21 protein-coding genes are annotated in these 23,731 nt (G+C 58.0%); 18 read left to right on the top strand and 3 right to left on the bottom strand.

The window, feature by feature from the left end:
• The 18 genes from EN955_RS34845 to EN955_RS18970 all read left to right on the top strand — a co-directional run.
• The coding region (locus EN955_RS34845) for a hypothetical protein (RefSeq protein WP_164755368.1) at positions 1 to 251 on the top strand (251 nt) is incomplete at its 5' end.
• Positions 229 to 1,386: a glycosyltransferase gene (locus EN955_RS19050; RefSeq protein WP_024503655.1), complete on the top strand. Its 1,158-nt coding sequence runs from the start codon at positions 229 to 231 to the stop codon at positions 1,384 to 1,386. The genes EN955_RS34845 and EN955_RS19050, both read left to right, overlap by 23 nt.
• Positions 1,383 to 2,525 (top strand): glycosyltransferase family 4 protein, encoded by a 1,143-nt coding sequence (locus EN955_RS19045; RefSeq protein ID WP_024503656.1) that lies wholly within the window; start codon positions 1,383 to 1,385, stop codon positions 2,523 to 2,525. Before EN955_RS19050 ends, EN955_RS19045 begins: the two co-directional genes overlap by 4 nt.
• 57 nt (positions 2,526 to 2,582) lie before the next feature.
• Positions 2,583 to 3,017, top strand: a complete 435-nt coding sequence (locus tag EN955_RS19040; RefSeq protein WP_127218955.1) for a hypothetical protein — start codon at positions 2,583 to 2,585, stop codon at positions 3,015 to 3,017.
• Between the two features lie 151 nt (positions 3,018 to 3,168).
• On the top strand, positions 3,169 to 4,227 hold the full coding sequence (locus EN955_RS19035) for a DUF977 family protein (protein WP_024503658.1): 1,059 nt from the start codon (positions 3,169 to 3,171) through the stop codon (positions 4,225 to 4,227).
• Positions 4,228 to 4,758: 531 nt separating this feature from the next.
• Positions 4,759 to 5,244 (top strand): hypothetical protein, encoded by a 486-nt coding sequence (locus EN955_RS19030; RefSeq protein WP_024503659.1) that lies wholly within the window; start codon positions 4,759 to 4,761, stop codon positions 5,242 to 5,244.
• Between the two features lie 331 nt (positions 5,245 to 5,575).
• Entirely contained in the window at positions 5,576 to 5,896 is a 321-nt protein-coding gene (locus EN955_RS19025) for a hypothetical protein (protein WP_024503660.1), read from the top strand.
• A gap of 120 nt (positions 5,897 to 6,016) precedes the next feature.
• Positions 6,017 to 6,826, top strand: a complete 810-nt coding sequence (locus EN955_RS19020; RefSeq protein ID WP_024503661.1) for a CpsB/CapC family capsule biosynthesis tyrosine phosphatase — start codon at positions 6,017 to 6,019, stop codon at positions 6,824 to 6,826.
• The gene (locus EN955_RS19015) at positions 6,826 to 7,608 is read left to right on the top strand and encodes a polysaccharide biosynthesis/export family protein (protein ID WP_024503662.1); all 783 of its coding nucleotides are present in this window, start codon (positions 6,826 to 6,828) and stop codon (positions 7,606 to 7,608) included. The genes EN955_RS19020 and EN955_RS19015 overlap by 1 nt, the downstream gene beginning before the upstream one ends.
• A gap of 29 nt (positions 7,609 to 7,637) precedes the next feature.
• The gene (locus EN955_RS19010; RefSeq protein WP_024503663.1) at positions 7,638 to 10,016 is read left to right on the top strand and encodes a polysaccharide biosynthesis tyrosine autokinase; all 2,379 of its coding nucleotides are present in this window, start codon (positions 7,638 to 7,640) and stop codon (positions 10,014 to 10,016) included.
• Entirely contained in the window at positions 9,904 to 11,163 is a 1,260-nt protein-coding gene (locus EN955_RS19005) for a hypothetical protein (protein WP_024503664.1), read from the top strand. The genes EN955_RS19010 and EN955_RS19005 overlap by 113 nt, the downstream gene beginning before the upstream one ends.
• Complete coding sequence (locus tag EN955_RS19000) at positions 11,160 to 12,491, top strand: O-antigen ligase family protein (RefSeq protein WP_024503665.1); 1,332 nt, start codon at positions 11,160 to 11,162, stop codon at positions 12,489 to 12,491. The genes EN955_RS19005 and EN955_RS19000 overlap by 4 nt, the downstream gene beginning before the upstream one ends.
• 143 nt (positions 12,492 to 12,634) lie before the next feature.
• Complete coding sequence (rfbA, locus tag EN955_RS18995; RefSeq protein WP_013532727.1) at positions 12,635 to 13,516, top strand: glucose-1-phosphate thymidylyltransferase RfbA; 882 nt, start codon at positions 12,635 to 12,637, stop codon at positions 13,514 to 13,516.
• On the top strand, positions 13,517 to 14,071 hold the full coding sequence (gene rfbC, locus EN955_RS18990) for a dTDP-4-dehydrorhamnose 3,5-epimerase (protein ID WP_024503666.1): 555 nt from the start codon (positions 13,517 to 13,519) through the stop codon (positions 14,069 to 14,071).
• A gap of 22 nt (positions 14,072 to 14,093) precedes the next feature.
• Positions 14,094 to 15,164 (top strand): dTDP-glucose 4,6-dehydratase, encoded by a 1,071-nt coding sequence (gene rfbB, locus EN955_RS18985; protein ID WP_024503667.1) that lies wholly within the window; start codon positions 14,094 to 14,096, stop codon positions 15,162 to 15,164.
• Positions 15,161 to 16,063, top strand: coding sequence for a dTDP-4-dehydrorhamnose reductase (rfbD, locus tag EN955_RS18980; RefSeq protein WP_024503668.1), 903 nt, complete (start codon positions 15,161 to 15,163; stop codon positions 16,061 to 16,063). Before rfbB ends, rfbD begins: the two co-directional genes overlap by 4 nt.
• Positions 16,060 to 20,691: a glycoside hydrolase family 99-like domain-containing protein gene (locus EN955_RS18975; protein ID WP_127218615.1), complete on the top strand. Its 4,632-nt coding sequence runs from the start codon at positions 16,060 to 16,062 to the stop codon at positions 20,689 to 20,691. The genes rfbD and EN955_RS18975 overlap by 4 nt, the downstream gene beginning before the upstream one ends.
• An 11-nt stretch (positions 20,692 to 20,702) precedes the next feature.
• On the top strand, positions 20,703 to 20,897 hold the full coding sequence (locus tag EN955_RS18970) for a hypothetical protein (RefSeq protein WP_024503670.1): 195 nt from the start codon (positions 20,703 to 20,705) through the stop codon (positions 20,895 to 20,897).
• A 108-nt stretch (positions 20,898 to 21,005) separates the two neighbouring features.
• Here EN955_RS18970 and EN955_RS18965 read toward each other — a convergent pair whose 3' ends face one another.
• The 3 genes from EN955_RS18965 to EN955_RS18955 all read right to left on the bottom strand — a co-directional run bounded on the left by EN955_RS18965 (position 21,006) and on the right by EN955_RS18955 (position 23,649).
• Complete coding sequence (locus tag EN955_RS18965) at positions 21,006 to 21,989, bottom strand: glycosyltransferase 61 family protein (protein WP_127218613.1); 984 nt, start codon at positions 21,987 to 21,989, stop codon at positions 21,006 to 21,008.
• Between the two features lie 155 nt (positions 21,990 to 22,144).
• Positions 22,145 to 22,792, bottom strand: coding sequence for a sulfotransferase (locus EN955_RS18960; RefSeq protein ID WP_024503672.1), 648 nt, complete (start codon positions 22,790 to 22,792; stop codon positions 22,145 to 22,147).
• A complete protein-coding gene (locus EN955_RS18955) occupies positions 22,789 to 23,649 on the bottom strand; it encodes a class I SAM-dependent methyltransferase (protein WP_164752810.1) in 861 nt (286 codons plus the stop codon). Before EN955_RS18955 ends, EN955_RS18960 begins: the two co-directional genes overlap by 4 nt.
• Positions 23,650 to 23,731: the final 82 nt, after the last annotated feature.

The following is a 23,731-nucleotide window of genomic DNA, read 5'->3' as shown; positions in this document are numbered from 1 at the left end:
ATCCTGAAAAGGGCATGGGTCATGACGGGTTTCCGGCCTTCTACGACAAGTGCTTGCCCAGTGACGTCGAGACAATCGCAAAACGGAACGACCTGGAACTTGTCGAGCGCCGTCTGTTCTGGAAAAGCTCCTACTTCTATTTTTTCGTGCCGGCCTTTCTTGCCTGGCGCATCTGGTTAGGCGTTTCGGCCCTGCTTCTCCGCAAGGATGCCGCTGAAACCTACGCCTATGTCTTTCGGCGAAAACAGTGAGTTCCCGCGGCTCATGAAAAGGAAGCTCGCGCTGATCGCCATTCCGCTCGACAGAAGAGGCGGTGCCGAAACCATCTTGAAACTTGTTGCGCGCGCACTCGCGAGACGACCCGACTGGGACGTCGAAATCGGCTTCTTGGGTGGCCAGGCGGCGGGCGAGGCCGCTGGATCACACCAGAAGGGAATTCGGTGCAGCTACGGCTTTGGCGGCGGTAAGGCCATGAGCGAGGTTTTGCTCGCTCCGCGGCTGATCCGGCATCGGTACGATTTGGTGTTCTCGAGCCACGCACGGGTAAACTCGTTTCTGGCTGCCGCGCGAAGCGTTGGACTTCTCCGCAGCCACAGGCTGGTCGCCCGCGAGTCCACGGTGCTTCTGGACCGCTTCAAGGGTCCTCGCGCGCTCGCTTACAAGGCGCTCTACGCTGCCTATGGCAGCCAGGACATGATAGTCGCGCAAACGAGCTATATGAATGAACGCCTGCGTGACGTATTGCCCCGCCGAGCAATCGCCAAGCTGCGTACTTTGCCCAACCCGGTCGATGAAGATCTCATCGTCAAAATGTCCATGGAGGCATTGCCCGGGCACGACGCCGAGATACTTTCCCGCCGTCCGCAGATAGTCTGGTGCGGTCGGCTGATTGATGTGAAGCGTCCGACGATCGCGGTTGATGTGCTGGCCGAGGTCAGACGAAGGACCGGCGAGGATTATGAGCTGACCATGGTTGGCTCTGGACCCATGCAAGCGGAGTTGAGAGCCCGCGCTGGCGAGCTTGAGCTGGCCTCGCGACTAAATCTGCTCGGCCAGAGAGACAACCCGTTTCCACTGTTTCGCGCAGCGCGTGCCGGCATGCTCACGTCGGCGACGGAGGGATTTCCCAACGTCCTTCTGGAAATGATGGCTTGCCGGATTCCTGGCATCGTCACCACCCCCTGTGCGGGAGATCTGGACATGCTGTCGGGCCTGGAGATTTCAGCCGGCTTTGGCGCGTCGGAAGTTGCGGAAGCACTGCTGAAGGTCATCCAAGGCGGCGATCGGTCGGCCTTGTACGGAAAGACCTTGTCGGAAAGATCGCCGGATCGGTTTGCGGATATGCTGTTGAGAGCGCCGTCGTCATATCCGGGTGGGCAGAGATGACGCCCGTTGCTCGCGACAAGATAATCGTCTCGATAAACACATCCTGGAATGTCGTCAATTTCCGCAAGGGATTGATCGAGGCGCTGCGGAGCCGTGGCTATGAGGTGGTCGTCGTCGCGCCGAGAGACGCGTATTCTTCGCTGATTGCGGCCATGGGCTGCCGCTATGTCGAACTCGACATGGACAATTCCGGCACGTCACCGTTGCGGGATCTGGTCCTTCTGTGGCGCTATTGGCGTCTCTTGCGGCGCGAGAGACCGCTGGCGTTTGTCGGCTTCACGATCAAGCCCAACGTGTTCGGCTCCATCGCGGCCAATCTGAACGGCATTCCCGTCATCAACAACATTTCGGGATTGGGGACGGCGTTCGTCCGCGGTGGTCTGCTGCTCAGGATTGCCAAGGTCTTGTACCGGGTGGCGTTGGCCCGTTCCAAAATGGTTTTCTTCCAGAACGACGATGACCGGATGCTGTTCGTCGATGAACGACTGGTTCGCAAGGATCGAACCGCGCTTTTGCCTGGCTCCGGCATCGACCTCGTGCGTTTTGCCCCGTCGTCCGAAGCGCGCACCGGGTCTGGCGCCATCGTCTTTCTTCTCGTGGCCCGGCTTCTCTGGGACAAGGGTGTCGGCGAGTTCATCACGGCGGTCCGTCGGGTTTGCCGTGAGGTGCCCGGAGTGCGTTTCCAGCTGCTCGGCTTTCTTGATGTCGAAAACCGGACCGCGGTCAGCCGCGAGCACGTGGAAAAATGGGTTGCCGAGGGATTGGTCGAATATCTCGGCTCCACCGACGATGTGCGGCCTTTCATGCGTGCCGCCGATTGTGTCGTGTTGCCCTCCTACAGGGAGGGAACGCCGCGCTCGCTGCTTGAGGCGGCTGCGATGGGCAAGCCGCTGATCGCAACCGACGTGCCAGGATGCAGGGAAGTGGTGGACCACGCCGTCAATGGCTTCCTGTGTAAGGTGAGGGACCCTGATGACCTTGCGAGCAAGATGGTCGAGTTTGCGCGGCTGGACGGCTCGTCCAGGGACAGGATGGGGGCCCGGAGCAGAAACAAGGTCGAGCGGCAGTTTTCGGAAACGATCGTCATCGAGAAGTACATGCAGCAGATAGAAAGACTGAGCGCCCTTGCGACGAAATGAGCGGACCGGCCGCACAGGGTCGGATGGAGGATGGTTTTGTCAGTCAGGAGCATAGCGTTGCTTGCCGTCGTGGCTGTTTTGTTTGGTGTTGGCTTTCTAGGCATAATCGTCCTGCAGAGGGGCGGCTCGTCCCCCGCGAAGCCGGTAGCCGCGCTCGAGCCGTTTGACGGCAAGCTCGCCATTCCATCGGTCGATGATCTGCGCGTCGGCGGTCGCAAGATCTTGCTGTGCGGGGCGGCGTTTTCCAGGCCTCAGGCTATGCGCCTCCTGGTCACGGAAGCGGCGCGCCGAGACTATCAGGGGCTCGTCCTGGCCTGCAAACCTGTAGGTGCCGGAACACCTTGCGACGGCAAGATCGCTTCCAGGGTTGGCGATACCCTTGTTGTGCAGTGCCTGACGGCTGAGGGGGAAGATTTGGCCACCATACTTACGCAGGGCGGAATTCTCTGCGGCCAGCCGGTTCAGGCCGGCGCAACGTACAAACCTTGCTGAGCGGCCGCCAGTACAGACCGGAGGCTGTTGCGGCGAAGGGAGTGGTCTTCTTGTCAAGCTGGTCCGGCTGCCCGCATTTGGGTATTTATGGGTCCTTTATCGGGTATGTCGGTTCTTGAATTTTCGGGTATTTTTGGGTATATTTGTGGGTATGACGCTGAAGACCGACTCTCTGCAAATTACCGCCGAGATCCTTGCTCTGGTCGCGGAGATCGACGAATTCAAAGGGGCTTGGCGAGCGCTGGGCGCGCTCGCTCCAGAGCGCCTATCGGCTCTGCGCCGCGTTGCGACAATCGAGAGCATTGGCTCTTCTACCCGTATCGAAGGAAGCAGGCTTACTGACGGCGAAGTGGAGCAGCTGCTCGCCAACCTCGACATCAAATTCTTTGGGTCCCGAGACGAACAGGAAGTTGCCGGATATGCGCAGGTCATGGAAATGATCTTCGCGCATTTCGATGCAATTGATCTGACCGAAAACCACCTGACACAGCTACACCGTGACCTGCTGGCGTTCAGCAACAAGGATGAACGCCATCGCGGTGCATATAAGACACTCGCCAATAATGTCAGTGCGTTCGATGCCGACGGAAAAGAGATCGGCGTCATCTTCGAAACGGCGACGCCTTTCGATACGCCGAAGCGGATGAAAGAGCTTGTCGAGTGGACACGCGACACACTCAACGAGCAAAGCCTGCACCCTCTGCTCGTCGTCGCAATCTTCACGGTGGTGTTTCTGGAGATACACCCATTCCAGGACGGGAACGGACGGCTGTCGCGCGTTCTGACGACGCTCCTGCTGATGCGCAGCGGATATGCGTATGTGCCTTACTCTTCCCTCGAAAGCGTGATTGAGAACAGCAAGGAAGGCTACTATCTGGCGCTACGCCAGACCCAGAAGACGATCCGCAGCCCGAACCCCAATTGGCAGCCATGGGCTGTGTATTTCCTGCGCGCTCTGCAGCAGCAAAAGCGGAGATTGGAGAAAAAAATCGAGCGAGAACGTCTTGTGCTCGGCACGTTACCCGAACTCTCTCTGCAAATCGTTGAGGCCATCAATGAGCGTGGACGCATAACCATCAGCGAGATTGTTAACCTGACAGGTGCAAACCGAAACACCGTCAAAAAACACTTGGCCATTCTGGTCGAAGCGAACCATCTGGCCCAACATGGAACCGGCAAGGGAACGTGGTACGGCCAAAATAGGCGGTAAAGGCTTCAAGTCTGAGGCACGTCGACTTGGTGAGTTGGATCGAGGGTGGGGGGCATGGAGCCAGATCTCTATGGCCGGGAGAGCAGGAATGGGTAGCCGAGCCGGCCGTCTACCCCGTTGGCTGCGATTGGTATCGAGGCGATCTCGAACTACATGCTCTCAGCATGACCAATGGTCGAAATCGCGGCTGCCATCAAGGAATATCTACGCCGAGAATTGTATAGATAATTCAATATATTAGATCGGTTGGCGAAAGGTTTGGCGCGCTCAGCTTGGTCAAATCTTATCGAGCCAGTCACCGCGGAAAGGAGACCTCGAATTTTTGCCCTATAATAAGAAACCTGTGATAGGTAGTCGAAAACTATTAATGCGGTCTGGCTAAAGTACTGTGCTCTGACAGACACGCATCAGCTTAAATCGCCTCGCGCGCGCGAAACAGGTTGGAATTGTGGCCAAAAACTGGTACGCGCTAATGAACTGCCTTGGACTGGGTGCGCCGGAAGCGGTGCAGCAAGAAGGGATCGAAGACTGATGAACCTTGTGATTAAAACTGCGCTTGCCGTATTTTTCGTGTCAATCGGGTTTGGTTCAGCTTCATCGTTTGCCCAGGATGCTTCGTGCAGCTGCGCGACACCCTATCAAGGTTCGGTAAGCCCGATCGGATCCATTCATTCCGCCATCGGTGATGTGATGGTGTCGCAAACAACGGGCTATGGCGCTGCCAAGGTCGGAAGCACGCTCGATTTTGGTAGCCGTGTAGTGGTTGGCGCCAAGGGCGCGGCCTCCGTTCTGGTCGGCGGCTGCAGTCTGGAGGTTTCGGCCAATTCGAGCCTCGACGTTTCCCGCCTTGGCAACAACATTTGCCTCAAGCTTGTCGGCTCTGAGCAGACGGCTGCTATTCAGCCCTCCGGTGGCGGCGCCGGGTTCGGTCCGCCGGAGGCGATTTTCACGGGCGCGCTTCTGACGTCTGGCGTGCTCGCGGCGACGCAGGACGACGACAACGGCGTCAGCCGCTGACGAAGATATAGCGGTGTTGGCCGCTGTAGTGAAAGTGCTGGATCGGTCGGCGGCCCGGCTAATTTATTGGATTCGTTAACCATTTGCTTTATCGCTTGGGGTGGGGTGGGTGTGATTCGTACCAACAGGGCGAGTTGCAGGTTTTGGTGGGGTAAAAATGATGAGTTACCATCGGTTCGGGGCTGCTTTTGCTTTTGTTGCATTCGTCGCAGGAGGCGTCCTGTTGGCCGTGCCCGAGGCTGTAGCTCAGCAAACCTGTTCCTGTCTTGCGTCCGTGCCGGCGTCCGCAGACGCGATAGGTCGGCTTACGCAGGTCCGGGGTGATGTCCAGATGTCCCAGGCCGGCGGCTATGCAGGGGTGGATGCCGAGGCGCCGGTGTATGCGGGCGCTCGCATCATGACCGGGGCGCAGGCGTCTGCTTCGCTGGCTATCGGAACCAATTGCGCGCTCGATATTCCAGCCAATGCCACCGTCAAGGTCGACCCTATCGAAGGCGGCATGTGCGTTTCGCTTGAGACACCAACTGCGACGATCGTACCCGCCAACTCAGAACCTGGCATGCTGCCGGTTCTCTTGGGCGGCGCCGCCGTCGGTGGTGCCGCCGCCCTTATTATCGGCCTGCAGGATGACGACGACGCGGTCAGCCGGTAGGCGGGATACGACACCCGTTGTTTTGTGTAAATTTGTCAAATGCGTCATTCGCCTTCATGCGGGTGACGCATTTCTATTTTGTCGAGGCGAAGCTTTGCCTCCTCTCAACCAGAAACGCCAATGATCGACCTGCATTCACATATCCTGCCCGGTCTCGATGACGGTTCTCCTGACTTGGCCATGTCGCTGGAGATGGCACGGCTGGCAGTCGCCGACGGTACAACGCATATGGCATGTACGCCGCATGTGATGCCTGGGGTTTATGAGAACGCCACGCCAAACATTGCCGAGGCTGTTCAGGCGTTGGAACTGGAGCTTTATCGCGCTGCCATACCGCTTACCCTATATGTTGGCGCTGATGTTCATCTCGCGCCGGATCTTCCCGATCGATTGAGGCTTGGTACGGTGCCGACTCTGAACGGATCCCGCTATTTCCTGTTCGAACCGCCACATCACATTCTGCCTCCGCGGCTCGAAGACTTCGCCGCCCGTCTCATAGGCGCCGGCTTCGTGCCGATCCTCACTCATCCAGAACGGTTGACCTGGATCAAGGCGAATTACGACGTCATCGAGAGGTTGAATACGCTAGGCTGCCTTATTCAGCTCACGGCTGATTCTGTGACGGGGGCCTTTGGACGTACGGCGCTGTACTACTCGGAGAAGCTGCTGGATGAGGGCAGGGTGGATATTGTCGCCTCCGATACGCACGGCGCCAGCCGCCGGCGGCCAGGGCTTTCGCAGGCGGTTGTCGCCATCGCGAACCGGTGTGGGGAAGATGAGGCTTACAACATGGCAGTGAAACGCCCGGACGCGATATTGCAGGATCGGCCGCTCGTGCCCATCGGAAAGCAAAGCGCGAGAAAGTCGGGAGGCAGCAGTGCGGGGCGGTTTGGCGGATTGGGCCGGTTGTTCAAGAGCGGGGCTCTTTGATGGGCATTTTCGATCTTGCAAGAAGTCGTGCGGGCACCGTGCCCGCCTTACTCGCATCACTAGCGATATCTGCTTGCGCAAGCACTTCGTCGACATCGACGTCCACCACCAGTTCTGTCGATGCGCTGCAGCCGACGGCGTCTTCATCGGCGCTCTCTGGCGGTGGTACGCTGCAGGTGGTCAAGGATCTTCCGCCGCCGCAGAATACCCAGAATGGCAGCGAGCAGCCGCTGTCCGCCAACGATGTGCTCGAGGTCAGTGTGTTTCAGGTCGATAATTTGAACAGAACAGTTCAGGTCGACGCAGGCGGGCAGATTTCGCTTCCGCTGATTGGAACCATGACTGCAGCCGGCAAGACCGTTCGTCAGCTCGAGAAGGAAATCGAGACTGCCTACGGTGAAAAGTACTTGCAGTCGCCTGACGTGACGATTTTCGTCAAGGAGTCGATTGGCCAGCGCATCACGGTCGATGGTGAGGTCAACAAGGCCGGCATTTATCCGGTGTCCAGCAGCGCTTCCTTGCTCGACGCGATCGCCCTTGCCGGAGGGTTCAATCCGGTCGGTGATGCCGGCAAGGTCTTCGTCTATCGCAATGTCGGCCAAAACAAGCTGGTCGCAAATTACAATGTCGAGGAAATCCGCGCCGGCAAGAACCGCAACCCGCGCATCTATGGCGGCGACGTGGTCGTCGTTTTTGCTTCGAAGTCGAAAATCGCGATGAACAATTTGAAGGATGCGCTGGGCCTCGCCTCCAGCGCTGCCCGCATTGCGGTCATTCCGTAGACACGGACAACCCCAGGATCACCTCGCGCATGCTCGATCGCAACAGGCAGCCCCAACTTGCCGGACCCGGACATGGTCAGGCCCTGTCCGCGGACTCCTATTACGACGTGCCGCAAAACTACGGTCCCTATGGTCGCGACTATGCGGGCCAGGATGAGGGGTTCAACCCGCTCAAGCTGCTTTTATACATCGTCCAGTATCGCTGGCTGATCGTCATGATGGCGGCCGCCGGGCTCGTTGCCGGCGTTATCGTGACGATGATGCAGACACCAAAATATCAGGCGACGACACAGCTCGAAGTTCTGGTGCCTTCGGCGAAAGTGTTTCAGGACATTGAGGTTGTTTCCGAAAACAGCGACGTCCGGGCCTTCCTGACCGCGCGGGAGAAGCTGAAGAGCCGGGCATTGGCTCAGCGCGTGGTGTTCCAGCTTGGGCTTGGCGAAAGGCCGGACTTTCTGTTTCCGACGCCGAGCTTCTCCCCGAGCAATATTGTTTACCGTGCGTTCGGGATGTCCAAATCACCTTCCATTGAGGAGAAAACGCCCGAAGAGCGCGAGGCAATTGCCATCAAGCGCATCCAGGAAGATCTAACGGTCAATCTGGTCACCAATACAAGCCTGTTATCGATCACCTTCGTCGATCAAAAGCCGAAATATGCAAGCGACGTTGCCAATCAGGTCGCGCAGAGTTTTATCGATCAACGTCTCGATCAGACCAGCGAGACCTCCGATCTGGCACGGCAGTTCATCCAGGAGCAGGTTTTGCAGGTGAAGCAAAAGCTGCAGACCTCCGAAAAGGAACTGGTCACCTATGCAAAAGATGCCGGCATCACTGTTACCGGCGACGACAAATCGCTGATCGGCTCGAACATCGAAGCCCTGAACACCGCCCTGGCCACCGCAATCCAGGAGCGTCTTGATGCGGGGCGGGTGGTCGATCAGATAGAAAAGGGCCGCGGGTCGAGCCTCGGTCCGGTTCTGGAAAGCGAAGGTCTGCAGAAGCTTAGCGATAAACTGGCGGATCTGACCAGCCAGTATCAGCAGAAATTGGGCATCCTGAAACCCGGTTTTCCGGAAATGCAGCAATTGCAATCGCAGATCAAGGAACTGCAGCGACTCTACAACAACGGCGTGCTGGCGATAACCGATTCGTTGCGGCTGAAATATCAGGAAGCGCAGAACAAGGAAACCGACCTCAAGTCCAAGCTCGCGGAGATGGAGAGGCAGCAGGTCGTCTTCAACGACAAGAATATCAAATACACGATCCTGAAGCGCGAAGTCGACTCCAACCGGTCGCAGTATGACAGCCTTATCGCCAAGCTGAATGAAGTCGGTGTTAGCTCGGAACTCAAGACGCAAAGCGCTGCGATAGTCGATTTCGCTTCGCTGCCCACAGCCCCCTATTCTCCACGTCTGAGCATCAATCTTGCAGTCGCTCTCGCGCTTTTCATGGCCCTGGCTGCATCGATCATCTACATCATCGAGTTGCTGAACAACACTTTCACCAATCCGGAGCAGATCGAGAAAGAGCTGGGGCTGACGATGCTCGGCATCCTGCCGCTTGTTGGTGATCGCGAACTCATAGCCAGCATCGCCGATCAAAAATCCGGGCTCTCCGAGGCCTATCGTTCGCTGCGAACATCGCTGCAGTTCTCCGGTGCGGAGGGCGCGCCGCGATCGCTGCTGGTGACCAGTTCGGAACCGTCGGAAGGCAAGTCGACCACGTCGTTCAAACTTGGCCAGGATTTCGCGGCACTCGGCGCAAGGGTTCTGCTTGTTGACGGCGATCTCCGCAAACCCAACCTGCACCGGCTGTTCGGCCTCGACAATGCGATCGGGTTGAGCAACCTGCTGACAAATACCGTTCGCAAGGACGATCTGCCGGGCATTTTCAGACCGACGAAATATCCCAATGTCACCGTGCTGACGTCCGGAACGATTCCGCCGAATCCGGCCGACCTGCTCTCGTCGCCGAAGATGGCGTTGATCTTGACCAATCTAGGCAAACGCTTCGATCTGGTCATCATCGACGCACCGCCGGTCGTCGGTCTTTCCGACGCACCAATCCTCAGCCGGCTTGCCGAAGGCACATTGATGGTCGTTTCGACCAATCAGGTCACACGCAAGTCAGCCAAAACGGCACTCAAGCGTCTGCGCTCAGCCGGTGCGAATGTGATCGGGGCGGCGATGTCGAAATTTACGGTCAACAAGTTCGATTACAATTACGCCTATAAATACATGAACTATCAGTACTACGACTATGGCGCGAGTACCCCGAAAATTGAGGGCAAAGTCGATGACGGAGCAGGCCAGCCCGCTCACGCGAAATCTCCGGCGTTCAGGCGTTTGGTTCGTCGCCTCCGTTCTGGTGTTGGCGGTTTCGTCGGTAGGGCTAAGTCGGCTTCTTGAGTCGGAAACGCCGGCCGTCTCGCTTGCGCTCGATCCGTTCAACGTAGATGCCTTGATAGGCGAAATTGCCGGTCGGTTGAGCGAAACAGGCGACGGTGCTGATCTCGATGTCTTGGCAACAAAGGCGAAGGGCGCGCTTCGTTTCAATGTCGCGGATGCCCGGCTCTACAGCCTGATAGGCGAGATTGAGTATCGACAAGGCGAGAAAGATGAGGCTTTCGAACTCTTCGACCAGGCTCGAAAGCTGTCCAAGACTGAAATCCATTCGCTTCAGAGATCGATCGATCGCTCGATCGAGGTGGGCGATCTGTCAAAGGCCGTTGCCGAGATCGACACGTTGCTGCGCCGGTGGCCCGACAGATTTCCAGTCATTGCGGCTGGCTTGCCGGCTATTCTTTCAAACCCGGACGGATATCAGGCTGTCCTGGCAGCCTTGAGGATCGAGGCACCGTGGAGATCCAGTCTTTTCACCGCGCTTGGCAAGGATCCGCGGGGCCTGCGCGTCGCAAATCAACTGTTGCTGGACCTTGCCGGATCGAGCTCACAACCGACATCGAAGGAACTGTCTGCCGTAATCAACGGGTACATCAGGCAGAAGGAATACGAGGCGGCCTACCGGCTGTTCCTGTTCAGTCTGTCCGATCAGGAGCGGACACTGGCCGGATACATTTTTAACGGCGGCTTTGAACAGATCCTCAGCGGCAAGCCATTCGACTGGCAGGTTCGCGACCGCTCCGGTCTGGAAATTACCTTTGCCGGGGCGCGCGATGCCGGCGAAGGCGATATCGGAGCGACTGTCCGATTTCTGAATACGCCGGTGAAGAACGCCGCGCTCCAGCAATATGTCGAACTGCCTCCCGGCTCCTACAGGATTTCCCTGATCGCTTCCGCGAGAAACCTGAAACTGCCCAAGCAGTTGTTCTGGTCCATCAGATGCGCGGATCCGGCGGGCGAAATAGCTCGGTTCGACATTCCGGAAGGCACGTTCGATCGGCGGGAGTTGAGCCTGGATTTCGCGATCGGACCAAGCGCGTGTCCCATGCAATTGTTGCGGCTGGAAACAGCTGCCATCGCTGAGAGTTGGCGATTTCGGTACGTTGGCACGTTGGTCATGCACAAATTGAGCATCGAAAGAGTTTCATCTTGAGAGAGCGGTCAACCCGGCCCACGGAATGGGAAAAATATCTGCTTGGGTCGGTTCTTTTCCTGTCGGTGCTGATTGGCGGCGGCACCGCAAGCGGTCTCTACACCGAAGCGCTGATCGAGGTGGCGGCGATCGTCTCGGCCGCGGCCGTCTTTTCAAGGCCGTCGGAACACGGCATCCCTCGCTCGGCCCTGTGGTTGCTTGCTCTGGGCCTTGCCGTGTTCTGTTTTCAAATCGTGCCGCTGCCCGCCGCTCTGTTGAGCGGATTGCGGCCTGAGGTTCTACTTGCAAATCCGTGGCTGAGCGGTGAAACCGGGCTGCGTTTCGTCAGTGTCGGCGTGGGACGTACGATCGAGTGTCTGTTGTATTTCGTGGCGATGGCTGCATTCTTTCTGAGCGTCACCCGCTTGCGCCCAGATCAGGTCTACGGCCTTCTGCCCTTCTTTTTCATGGGTGTCATCTGTAACGGATTGGCTGCGGCGATCCAGTATTCACTCTCCGATACGGTTGCCATACAGGGTTTGTTGCCGTTCACGATCAATGCGGGACTGTTTGCCAACCAGAACCATTTTTCAGCTTTGCTCTTCGTCTCCATCCCCTTCGTTGTCTACTACGGCCTGTTTCGCGGGCACCTTCTGTCCGGGTCGCTCGGCTTGATAACGCTGCTGCTGTTGCTTCTGGCCGCCGGTTCGCGCGCCGGTATTCTGATAGGGCTGGCGATCACCATGGTATCAGTCGTCTTTCTGTCCGCGCGCTCGAGGCTGGGCGGGTATGGAATACCCGCTGTCTTCATCGGGCTTTCACTCTACACGATCGGGGCGTGGACGAAGATCGATGCGGAAGTGGTTGACCCGGCCTTTGGACGGGCCGAATTTGCCCGCACGACGATCGCGGGAATTGAAGAGAACTGGGCGACGGGCGTCGGCTTTGGGAGTTTTCCGAAGGTCTATCAGATTTACGAAAAGGGAGAGATGATCTTCAAGCCCTACGTCAATCACGCCCACAATGATTATCTGGAATTGGCACTTGAAGGTGGCGCTCCTGTTGTCTTTCTGGTCGCAGCTTACGCGATATTGCTTTTTGCGTTTTCCGTTACGGCACGGCGAGATCCGCTGCAGAAAATGGCGTTTCTCTCAGTATCGTTTCTGCTCGTTCATTCTCTGGTCGATTATCCCTTGCGAACGGCGGCACTGGCGATGACCTTCGCCTATATGAATGGCGTTATCTTTCACAAGGGACTTGCTGAGCGGCTGAGCCAGAGAGGCGAGTCGACCGCCGCCCCTGATGACAATCTGCTTGTTCCCGTCAGGCCGGCTTTGGCAAGACGATAGCAATGCGTCGCCTGAATTGGCCATGGATTGGCGCCGGATCGTGACCCAGTCATTTGACGAACGCCGAGATTGACAAGCCAGTGCATGGAACCTAAGCACGGGCGGCTAGGACCGGGGGGTTCAGGCATGTCAAGGAGAGCTTCTTGAAAGGAATTATCCTTGCTGGAGGCAGTGGAACGCGTCTTTATCCACTAACATTAGCAGTCTCTAAGCAAATTCTGCCGATATACGACAAGCCGATGATCTATTATCCGCTGAGCGTTCTGATGCTCGCGGGTATCCGAGAGATTCTGATCATTTCGACGCCGCGTGACCTGCCGGTTTTTCGCGATCTGCTTGGCGATGGATCGGAGTTCGGGCTCGACCTGTCCTATGCCGAGCAGCCGCAGCCCAACGGGCTGGCGGAAGCCTTCATCATCGGCCGCAATTTCATCGGCAAGGACAACGTGTCGATGATCCTCGGCGACAACATCTATTTCGGCGATGGGCTGTCGCAGCTTTGCCGCGACGCTGCCTCGCGCGAAAAGGGCGCTTCGGTGTTCGCCTATCATGTCGAGGATCCCCAGCGTTATGGCGTGGTTTCCTTCGACAAGGCCACGGGAACGGCGCTGACGATCGAGGAAAAGCCGCAGGTGCCGAAATCCAACTGGGCGGTCACCGGTCTCTACTTCTACGACAACGACGTCGTCGACATTGCCCCTGCCATCCGTCCCTCGGCGCGCGGCGAGCTCGAGATCACGGCGGTCAACAACGTCTACCTCGAGCGCGGCCAGTTGCATGTGCATCGGTTGGGGCGCGGCTATGCCTGGCTCGACACCGGCACCCATGACAGCCTGCATGAGGCCTCGTCCTTCGTGCGCACCATCGAGCACCGCCAGGGCATCAAGGTCGCCTGTCCCGAAGAGATCGCCTTTGAACAGGGTTGGCTGACTGTGGACCAGGTTCTGCGTCGCGCCGATCATTTGGGCAAGAACGAATATGCCGCCTATCTGCGCCGGCGTGTCGTCGACCTGTCGGAGGCCTAGGTGCTGGAAGTCAGGCCCCTTGGCATCGATGGCGTTCTGGAAATCGTTCCGAAGCGACATGGCGACGCGCGCGGCTTCTTCGTCGAAACCTACAATGCCGAGCGCTTTTCGCAGGCCGGCATAGACTTGGCTTTCGTGCAGGACAATCATTCTTATTCCGCCGCGGCGGGCGTCTTGCGAGGGCTTCATTACCAGCTTGCGCCGCGCGCCCAGGACAAGCTGCTGCGCGTCATCCGGGGCAGCATTCTCGACGTTGCGGTCGACATTCGCCGCGGTTCGAAAACCTTCGGAAAATGGGTCGCTCTCGAAGTGTCGGCCGAAAAGGGCAACCAGATTCTGGTGCCGAAAGGCTTCGCGCACGGCTTCGTGACGCTCGTGCCCGACACCGAGGTCCTGTACAAGGTGACCGACACCTATTCGCAGGCGCATGACCGGTCGATCCGTTTCGACGATCCCGCCATCGGCATCGAATGGCCGTCATTGACCGGCGGGTTCCAGCTCTCGGACAAGGACCTCAAGGCGCCGCTGCTGGCTGCCGCCGAGGTGTTCGCCTGATGGGTTATTTGAGGACAGCGGCATGAATTTTCTGGTGACGGGCGGTGCTGGCTTTATCGGTTCGGCGGTGTGCCGGCATCTATGCGCCAACCCGGCCTATCGGGTGACCAATCTCGACAAGCTGACCTATGCGGGAAACCTGGCCTCGCTGCGGCCGATCGAGAACGCACACAATTATCGCTTCGCGCAGGCCGATATCTGCGACGAAAGGGCCGTGCTCGACATCCTCCGGCGCGACGATATCGACATCGTCATGAACCTTGCCGCCGAGAGCCATGTCGACCGCTCGATCGATGGGCCGGGCACTTTTATCGAGACCAACATCGTCGGCACCTACAAGATGCTCAATGCCGCGCTGGAGTACTGGCGCGGCTTGCCCGAGGACAGGAAGAGCCATTTCCGCTTCCATCATGTCTCGACCGATGAGGTGTTTGGCGATCTTCCGTTCGATGGCGGCATGTTCGTCGAGGAAACGCCCTATGCGCCATCCTCGCCCTATTCCGCCTCGAAAGCGGCCTCGGACCATCTGGTGCGGGCCTGGCACGAAACCTATGGCCTGCCGGTCGTGCTTTCCAATTGCTCGAACAATTACGGACCCTATCACTTTCCCGAAAAGCTGATCCCGCTGGTCATCCTCAATGCGCTCGACGAAAAGCCGCTGCCGGTCTATGGCGCCGGCGCCAATGTGCGCGACTGGCTGTTCGTCGAGGATCACGCACGCGCGCTGGAACTTGTCGCGACCAGGGGACTGCCGGGCGAAAGCTACAATGTCGGCGGCAATTCCGAGCGGACGAACCTTGGCGTCGTCGAGACGATCTGCGATCTGCTCGACAGCAGGCGGCCGCGGGCAGGGGGCAAGAGCTATCGCGACCTGATTTCCTTCGTCACCGACCGCCCCGGTCACGATCGCCGCTATGCCATTGACGCCTCGAAGATAGGCCGGGACCTGGGCTGGACGCCCAATGAGAATTTCGACAGCGGCCTCGCCAAGACCGTCGACTGGTTTCTCGACAACAAATGGTGGTGGGGACCGATCCGCGAGCAGCGCTATGCCGGTGAACGGCTGGGCGAAGCACGCAAGGGGGCGGCGTGAGGCTGGTTGTCACCGGGCGCGACGGACAGGTCGCGGCAAGCCTTCTGGAGGCCGGCCAGGCGGCCGCCGGCGTTGAGGTCATCGCCATTGGCCGTCCGCAACTCGACCTTGCAAGACCCGACACGGTGATCGAAGCCATCGCGGCCGCGAAGCCGGATATCGTCGTGTCGGCTGCCGCCTACACGGCGGTGGATCAGGCCGAGGACGAGCCCGATCTGGCATTCGCGGTGAACGCCGTCGGCGCCGGCAAGGTGGCGCAAGCCGCGGCGGAGCTTGGCGTTCCCATCATCCATCTTTCGACCGACTATGTCTTCGACGGCACCGCCCCTGGCGCCTATGTCGAGACCGACGCCACTGCACCGCGCAGCGTCTATGGCGCCTCCAAGCTTGCCGGCGAACAGGCGGTTGCATCGGCCAATCCGCGCCATCTGATCCTGCGCACGGCATGGGTCTACAGCCCGTTCGGCAAGAATTTCGTGAAAACCATGCTGCGGCTGGCCGCCGACCGCGACGAGATCGCGGTGGTGGCCGATCAGTGGGGAAATCCAACATCGGCACTTGATATCGCCGACGCAATCCTGCATGCGGCGGCACAGCTGCACGAGGGCGCCGCCACATCCGGCATCTATCATCTGGCCGGAACCGGCGAGGCCAACTGGAGCGGCTTTGCCCGCCATATCCTCGACACAAGCCGCGTGTTGGGTGGTCCCTGGGCGCGGGTACGGGACATTGCTACGATGGACTATCCGACCAAGGCGCGCCGCCCCGCCAATTCCCGGCTATCGAGCGCGAAATTCACCGACGTGTTCGGGTGGAGGGCACCGGACTGGCGGCAGTCGACGGAGGCGGTGGTGCACCGGCTTCTCGACGGTGAGACGAAACAGGCATTGACGGCATGAACAAGCACCCTTCGCCAGACGCGGTGCGCGACGCGATGCCTGCCGGCAAGGCACGCGCCAAAGCCAAAACGGCAAAGCAGGTCCTTTCACTTCGTGACCTGTATGACGCGCATCGCGGCAAAGTGTCGGATAAATGGTCGATCTATCTCAGCACCTATGACCATATTTTTTCAGAGTATCGAGACAGGCCGGTTCGAATCCTGGAAATCGGAGTTCAGAACGGCGGCTCCCTGGAGATATGGCAGAAATATTTCCCCAATGCTGAGATAATCGTTGGCTGTGACGTCAATCTGGCTTGCGGAAATCTCGTTTTCGACAGCCGGAAGATAAAGATCGCCGTAGGTGACGCCAATACTGATCAAACAGAGCGCGACATCATGTCGATGTCGGAAAAATATGATATTATAATTGATGACGGATCGCACCTATCCTCGGATATAATACGCTCGTTCGCGCGATATTTCCCTCATCTTTCCGAAGGGGGCATGTACATCGCCGAAGATCTGCATTGCAGTTATTGGCAGGAGTTCGAAGGCGGTCTCTACGATCCGCTTTCCTCGATGTCGTTTTTCAAACGCCTGCTTGATGTAGTCAACCATGAGCATTGGGGACTGGATCGTCGTCGGGTCGATGCCTTGGCCACTTTCGCCGACAGGCACCAAGTCGCATTCGACGAAGCTTCTCTCGCGTCGGTTCATTCCGTCGAGTTCTTGAACTCGCTTTGCATTGTAACGAAGCTGCCTATTCCGGAAAACGTCCTCGGCGCGCGCAACGTGCACGGCCGGGCGGCGCTCGCAGACGGGAGCGTGGTTCCTCTCGACGACACGAAGAGCAAGGCGATCGATCAAACCGGAAATCCATGGTCGTTGAAGTCAACAACCATGGAGGAGGAGATCGGAACCAACAGGAAGTTGGTGGGCCGTCACGGGGCACGCATCGAGGCTTTCTCCAGCGAGATGGCTGAAATGCGCGAACAAATCCGGACCCACAAAGACGAGATCTCAAGCACAAGGGCACAAGTCAGCGCGCGAGACGGAGAGATCGCGCGAGGACGGACACAGATCATTGCGAGAGACAAAGAGATCGAACTCTTGCAAGAAAATTTGTCGATGGCGCACAGGGCGACGAGTGTGCTGCTTGCGGATCGCGACGAGGCGCGATCCGAGGAAATCCGGTTGCATGATGTTCTCGATGCCGTTTATGCCAGCACATCCTGGCGAGTGACCAAGCCTCTGCGGGGGATTGGGAGCCGCGTCCGCGCTATCGGCGATGTTCGCATAAGGCTCCGCCGCTTGGCGATTCGGGGTGCCTACGGTTGCTGGCACAATCTGCCGCTCTCCATCGACCTCAAGCGAAAATTGAAGAGAGCGGCGTTTTCGACCTTTCCTTCGCTGTTTGGTGTTACGAATGCCTACCGCGCCTGGAGAAGCATGGAGGCGCCCCAAGCGCCTGTGGGCAGCAACGAGATGGTCTTGCGCGGGGCGCTGGTCAGTTCCGGCCCGATCTTCTCGCCCGAACCAGTCTATGTGCCGCTTCTCGATGCGCCGCCGCTGCTCCTGAAGCCGGTGCGCGTCATCGCGTTCTATCTCCCGCAATTCCACCAGATCCCCGAAAACGATGAATGGTGGGGACAGGGCTTCACCGAATGGACCAATGTGAGGCCCGCCGAGCCGCAATTCATCGGTCACCATCAGCCTCACGTGCCGGATTCCCTCGGCTATTATGATCTGCTCGACACTGCAGTTCAGCGCCACCAGATAGAGCTGGCAAAGCTCTATGGCGTGGAAGGTTTCTGCTTCTATTTTTATTGGTTCGCCGGCAAGCGGCTCTTGGAAAGGCCACTCGAGAACTGGCTCGCGGACAAGAGCCTCGACATGCCGTTCTGCGTCTGCTGGGCTAATGAGAATTGGTCGCGCCGCTGGGACGGAATGGATCAGGAGATCCTCATCGCGCAGGATCACTCCCCCCAGGACGATCTCGCCTTTATCGCCGAGGTCGCGCCTTATCTTCGCGACCCACGCTACATCCGCATCGATGGCAAGCCGCTGCTGCTCGTCTATCGACCAAGCCTGCTCCCGGCGGCGGCTGAGACAGCGCGGCGCTGGCGGACTTGGTGCCGGGAGAATGGCATCGGCGAGATTTTCCTGGCCTACACCCAGTCCTTCGAATCTGTGCCCCCTCATCGCTACGGGTTCGATGCCGCCGTGGAGTTTCCGCCAAACAATTCCGCGCCGCCAAATGTCACGCATACAGTGACGCCGCTGCATGAGGATTTTGCCACGACCGTCTATGACTGGTCGATTTTCCCGCAACGCAGCGAAACCTACTCATCCCGCAAATACAAGCTTTTCCGTTCGGTTTGCCCCGGCTGGGACAATACGGCACGCCGCAAGCGCGGCGGCACCGTGTTCATCAACAACACCCCCGCGCTCTACCGTAGATGGCTGGACAATGTCATTGAGGACACCTTGGCCCATGTCAGCGAGCCATCCGAGCGGCTGGTCTTCGTCAATGCCTGGAACGAGTGGGCGGAAGGCGCGCATCTGGAGCCCGATAGCGCAAACGGCCACGCCTACCTGCAGGCGACCCGCGACGCCCTGGAGGCGGCTAACAGGAAATGCAAATCCCGGATCGTAGTCGTTTCCCACGACGCCCACCCGCATGGGGCGCAATTGCTGGCTCTCAATCTGGCCAAGGGGTTCAAGCAGCTTGGTTTTGAGCCCGATCTCATCGTGCTAGGCGACGGGCCGCTGCTCGGCCGTTTCGCCCACGCCGCGACCGTGCACAGGATCGACTTGCCTGAGCAAGGCGATGCCGATGTGCTGAAACGCTTGGCCGCCATCAGAAACAACGGCGCCGAAGTGGCCGTCGTGAACACCACCGTATCCGGAAAGCTCGTCCCGCTGCTGAAGCAGGCAGGGTTCCGCACCGTTTGCCTCGTCCACGAACTGCCCGGAATATTGGCGTCCTACGGTCTTGCCGATGCTGCCGCAGCCATTATCGAGAGCGCTGATACGGTCGTTTTCCCAGCCGAGATCGTCAAAGCCGGATTCGAAGAGTTTGTTGGCCAACCGGTCAGTCAGTCGGTAGTCAGGCCGCAAGGACTCTATCTGCGTACGCCCTACCTCGCCGATGATCGTCAGCAGGTCCGCGAGGCGGTCCGCGCAAGATTAGGGCTTTCGACAAGTGAAAGCATAATCCTATGCGCGGGATATGCCGACCATCGCAAGGGCCTCGATCTTTTCGTTGATGCTTGCCTCAAGGTTATGGCATCCAGGCCGGATGCGGTTGCTGTCTGGGTTGGCCATGTCGATACCGTCTTTCACGCCAAGCAAATGCGACGGGTGAAGGACGCGGGACTGGAGGGCCGCTTCGTCTTTGTCGGATTGGTGGAAAATCCGCAGGAATACTATTTCGCCGCGGATATCTATGCCTTGACCTCGCGTGAGGATCCGTTCCCCTCGGTGGTGCTCGAGGCGCTGGATGCCACAGTGCCGGTCGTTGCCTTTGAGGGCGCTGGTGGCTTCCAGGATCTGCTGAAGCGGGATTGCGGAATCCTCGTGCAGGCATTCGACACCGATGCGATGGCCAAGGCTATCACCAATCTGCTCGACAATGCGGGCGAAGCCCGGCGTCTCGCCAGCGTTGGCCGCGATATCGTCCGCCAGGAGTTCAGCTTCAGCCATTACCTGCATGACCTGCTGATTTACGCCGAAAAACCATTGCCGCGGGTGTCGGTCATCGTGCCGAACTACAACTACGCCCGGTATCTGGGTGCGCGCCTAAGCTCGATCGTCGAGCAGACGACAAGGCCTTACGAGTTGATCGTGCTTGACGATGCTTCGACCGACGAAAGTGTCGAAGTCATCGAGAAATTTCTGGCCGGTTGCGACATTCCGTGCAGGTTGGTCGTGAACGCCGAAAATTCGGGCTCGGTATTCCGCCAATGGATGCGGGGGGTCGAAATGGCGCGCGGCGACTATGTCTGGATCGCCGAAGCCGACGACCTCGCCGATCCCGATTTTCTCGCCGAGCTTCTGCCCGCCTTCGAACGCGAGGAGGTGGTGATGAGCTACTGCCAGTCGCGACAGATGGACGGCGCCGGCCGGGTCTTGTCCGAACACTATCTCGATTATGTGTCGGACATCGACCGGTCTCGCTGGACGAAACCCTACGTCGTGGAGGGCCGCCAGGAAATCGCCGAGGCACTTTACCTCAAGAACACCATTCCAAACGTCAGTGGCGTCTTGTTTCGAAGAGAGGCGCTGCGCCAGGCTCTCAGCCAGAACCTTGATGAAATCGCGTCTTACAGGAATGCCGGCGACTGGGTTGCTTATCTGAGATTGCTGGAGAAGGGCGATATCGCGTTTCATCCTCACCCGTTCAATTCGCACCGCCGGCACCAATCAAGCGTGACGATAGGGAGTTTCAACGCCAGCCATCTGCAGGAGATCGCGCGTGTGCAATCTGAAACGATCGCTCGCTTCCATCTGGGAGCGGCAGCGCAAGAATCAGCAAGTGCATATGCCCAACGTCTCTACGCGCAGTTCGGCCTTGCGACGGGCGAGCAGCCACGATTCGAGGGCTATTCGGAGTTGCGGAACGCGGGGCAAGGGCAGGAGAACTAAGTGCCACCAATATGGCCAATTCCGGTTTGACCAAAAAGCTTGATAAGTCCGTGGCAGTCGTCGGTGCCGCTTGGGCCGAAAGCCAATATTATGACAATGCTGAGCGCTGGGCGCATCTGTTTTGGGACGAAGACAAAGGTACGGGCCTTATCGTCCGCGAAAGCAATATCATTCAGTGGGGAGGAGTGGGCGACTGGATTGCGTGACGCTCGTGCAGCGGCCAGGCTGAGGTCGACGATTGAACTCGGATGAGGCCATCAGCCCACAGATTTCAATTCAAGCGGAGGTCTGATGCTGAAGCGGCTCCCGCAGCTTTAGGGCACAAAAGCAGAAGAATTGATTGCGGAGAGTAGATCATCGGCGGATCGCGGTTCCCCATCGAATCCAGGAACAAAAACAAGCTTTTGATCACAAATTCGGCAAAGCTCGCTCTGCATCGGATCCGCAGTTTCTCGGTCGGAACGATCTCCAATCTCGATCACTTGCGTACCCTTGGCCATGAAGACAGAGTTGTGCAAGACGCTTCCGGTGAAACCAATTAGCGTCCTTGCTCTCGAAATAGACGCAACCTGCGCCTCGGTAGTCATGTTCTGAGGCAGGATGGTCAGAGCGCCACGGTTGGAGAGCGCCTGATATATGGATCTTTCTGAAGGATGCCAGCGTCGATGGTCTTCTGCTCTCATGGCAACCACTGTCTCGTCGCTTTGCTGCCGGGCTAAGTTGGATCGGATTCGGTCATAGACGGTAGCCATCGCTAAGTGAACTGTTGGGCTTGCGACTCCGAATGATGTAAGGCGCTGAGGTACATATAACCTCCCTACCAACATCGGTTTCGGTGAGACAACGATTTCCCGTTCTCCCCAACCGGCCGCGCGGAGGATTGGCATCGTGTGCCTTTGGTAGCCTTCCGTCCACTCGTTTTGCCCTACGATTTCATATGGCGAGAAGATCACTGGAACATTTGGGAATTCGTCCACCAAGGCTGCGGTCGAAAGCGTTTCGATTAGGAAGTGGCCCCACGCATAGAAGAAATGGCCACCATAGATCGCCACGTCAAAGCGCAGGGAATTAGGTATAGGATCGCGACGTCGTGAAATAGAGATATCCGGCCGGTAATTTGAGACAGGCGAGCCTGGTCGCAGCGAATGGAACACCAGCGCCCCGGCTGGGTCGTAGACCGCGCCCTGATAGGTCATCGAGGACTTGTCGAAGACGGTCTGGGTTACTGTAGCGTTTTCGATGATGCGATAACTCGCCGTGATATCGTGACGGAAAGCTGATTGCGTCGCCAAGGTCACTTTCTGAATCCTATCCCGACGGCCCTCGCAAGCCTATCGACTTGCCGAGCTCATGTAGCACGAGCCTGGTTGCAGTCAATCATGGACCGCAATTCGCGAAATCACTGAAGCGGCATTTAAGTACTCTGCCGGCACGACAACGACTGCACCTTCGCCTAGTTCGAGTGCTTTGTCGTTAAAACATTTTGCAAGGCGACCTCATCGAAATAGGCGCCAAGGAAGTCAAATAGCGGTCTAAGGCGGCCAGGATCGTTGCGATAGTCGTCATAGTGGACGTGGAAAACGTCACTTGCTGATGATTTTACCGTATCGCGAAGTAACTGATCAACAGCGATCAGGTCCTCTTCTGAGATATCATGGCCAGCTCTTTTGCTGCTTGCGATCGTGGCTTCCAGATCTCGTGTGTTGATCAGGAAAGCACTCCGCCGGAAAAACCGCCGCATGAACTTCAACTCAAACGCCAGTTCGTCAGCGGCGAAATGGTAGCGGATTTCCTTGAAGCCAGTGACTCGAGTATCTGGCGGCGTTTTCAGGATATTCCGAATGAAACTGGCGGTAAGATCTTGTCCGTACGAATCGAGGTCCATATCGGCAGCTCCAAACCATGGACTGGTGGACTTGTCGCTTTCGGCGGAGAACAAGTCCTGCGCAATCTTTACCGCCTCCCAGGACTTGATAAGTCCGTGAAGAGCGCCGGCATTTTCGCCTCGGATGAGCACGCTTGGGATGGTGTTCAATATCCCCTGAAGCAAAGTTGAGCCAGATCGCCCATAGGTCACGATAAAGAGAAAATCAAAATTCATAGAGGATCAGGCCTCATCAGGACCGACACTTGGAATGGATCGAGTACTGATCGATCATGTCCGACAACCGCCCAACCGCCTCCCCTCAAGAAGTCGATCTCGCAAGAGATGTCGCCATACGTTTCGCCTTCGACGCCACCGTGGGGGAGATACGCAAATCCATGACGACGGTGGTCCGCTTGCATTTTAGGAGCGACGGAAGTTCGCCGAATTCCATCGATAAACGGCCAGAATTCGATAGGCCGAATGGTGGCCACGAACAACCCTTCAGGCTTGATGTGCTTGCGAAGAGCCGCGAGACAGGCTCTCGCGGTCGAAGGCGCAAGATGTGTGAATATCGAGAAGGCAAAAATCAGATCAAATTTTTGATCACTAACAGGCATCGCAGAAGGTATCCGCTCCGATTGAGCGAACATGCCGGGTAATCTTGCCTCTCGGCAAAGGTCGAGGGATTTGTCCCAAGCATCAACACCCCAGATCTTGGCTGGATTGCTGTAGTAGTACATCATGCGCAAGATACGCCCGTAACCACAGCCAAAGTCGAGGATGTCAGAGTCCGCCAGCGGCGCCTTAGTATACCTGGTGAAGTTGTTTTCCAATTGACGCGCGAACGCAGAAGTCTGCCGAAACAGGTCGAGGCCAGATGCTCCGGTCCAGGTCTTTTGCACCTCGTCGCTAGCCATGGCGGGCAGGAGACGTGACAGACTTGGATAGTCCTTGTTCGGCAAGGAAATCATGAGAAGGCCGAAGTCGTCTAGGCTCATTCGGCGTAGGAAAACGAGCGCCTCTTCAACCGTGCATCCGTCGGCCGCCGCGCGTTCTGCGGCATTCAAATGCGGGACGGCCGTGGAAAACATGCGGGGCTCCATATTTTTGGCAGTCTCTGAGGTGGCGTAACCATGTAGCACGCGCCGAGCCGCTTTCAACCAATCGACAGCC

This window comes from Mesorhizobium sp. M7A.F.Ca.CA.001.04.2.1 (assembly GCF_003998485.1).
Classification (GTDB): Bacteria; Pseudomonadota; Alphaproteobacteria; order Rhizobiales; family Rhizobiaceae; genus Mesorhizobium; species Mesorhizobium ciceri.
The sequence above is the reverse complement of the archived record's forward strand: the minus strand, read 5'-3'. Positions and strand labels throughout refer to the sequence as shown.

Excerpts from the sequence above, each read along its gene's own strand:
- EN955_RS18955 (WP_164752810.1), bottom strand. The coding sequence starts at position 23,649 with ATGTTTTCCACGGCCGTCCCGCATTTGAATGCCGCAGAACGCGCGGCG.
- EN955_RS19020 (WP_024503661.1), top strand. The coding sequence starts at position 6,017 with ATGATCGACCTGCATTCACATATCCTGCCCGGTCTCGATGACGGTTCT.
- EN955_RS19015 (WP_024503662.1), top strand. The coding sequence starts at position 6,826 with ATGGGCATTTTCGATCTTGCAAGAAGTCGTGCGGGCACCGTGCCCGCC.
- EN955_RS18975 (WP_127218615.1), top strand. The coding sequence starts at position 16,060 with ATGAACAAGCACCCTTCGCCAGACGCGGTGCGCGACGCGATGCCTGCC.
- EN955_RS19010 (WP_024503663.1), top strand. The coding sequence starts at position 7,638 with ATGCTCGATCGCAACAGGCAGCCCCAACTTGCCGGACCCGGACATGGT.
- EN955_RS19030 (WP_024503659.1), top strand. The coding sequence starts at position 4,759 with ATGAACCTTGTGATTAAAACTGCGCTTGCCGTATTTTTCGTGTCAATC.
- rfbB (WP_024503667.1), top strand. The coding sequence starts at position 14,094 with ATGAATTTTCTGGTGACGGGCGGTGCTGGCTTTATCGGTTCGGCGGTG.
- EN955_RS19035 (WP_024503658.1), top strand. The coding sequence starts at position 3,169 with ATGACGCTGAAGACCGACTCTCTGCAAATTACCGCCGAGATCCTTGCT.
- EN955_RS18970 (WP_024503670.1), top strand. The coding sequence starts at position 20,703 with ATGGCCAATTCCGGTTTGACCAAAAAGCTTGATAAGTCCGTGGCAGTC.
- EN955_RS19045 (WP_024503656.1), top strand. The coding sequence starts at position 1,383 with ATGACGCCCGTTGCTCGCGACAAGATAATCGTCTCGATAAACACATCC.
- EN955_RS18960 (WP_024503672.1), bottom strand. The coding sequence starts at position 22,792 with ATGAATTTTGATTTTCTCTTTATCGTGACCTATGGGCGATCTGGCTCA.
- EN955_RS19005 (WP_024503664.1), top strand. The coding sequence starts at position 9,904 with ATGACGGAGCAGGCCAGCCCGCTCACGCGAAATCTCCGGCGTTCAGGC.
- EN955_RS19025 (WP_024503660.1), top strand. The coding sequence starts at position 5,576 with ATGTCCCAGGCCGGCGGCTATGCAGGGGTGGATGCCGAGGCGCCGGTG.
- EN955_RS19050 (WP_024503655.1), top strand. The coding sequence starts at position 229 with ATGTCTTTCGGCGAAAACAGTGAGTTCCCGCGGCTCATGAAAAGGAAG.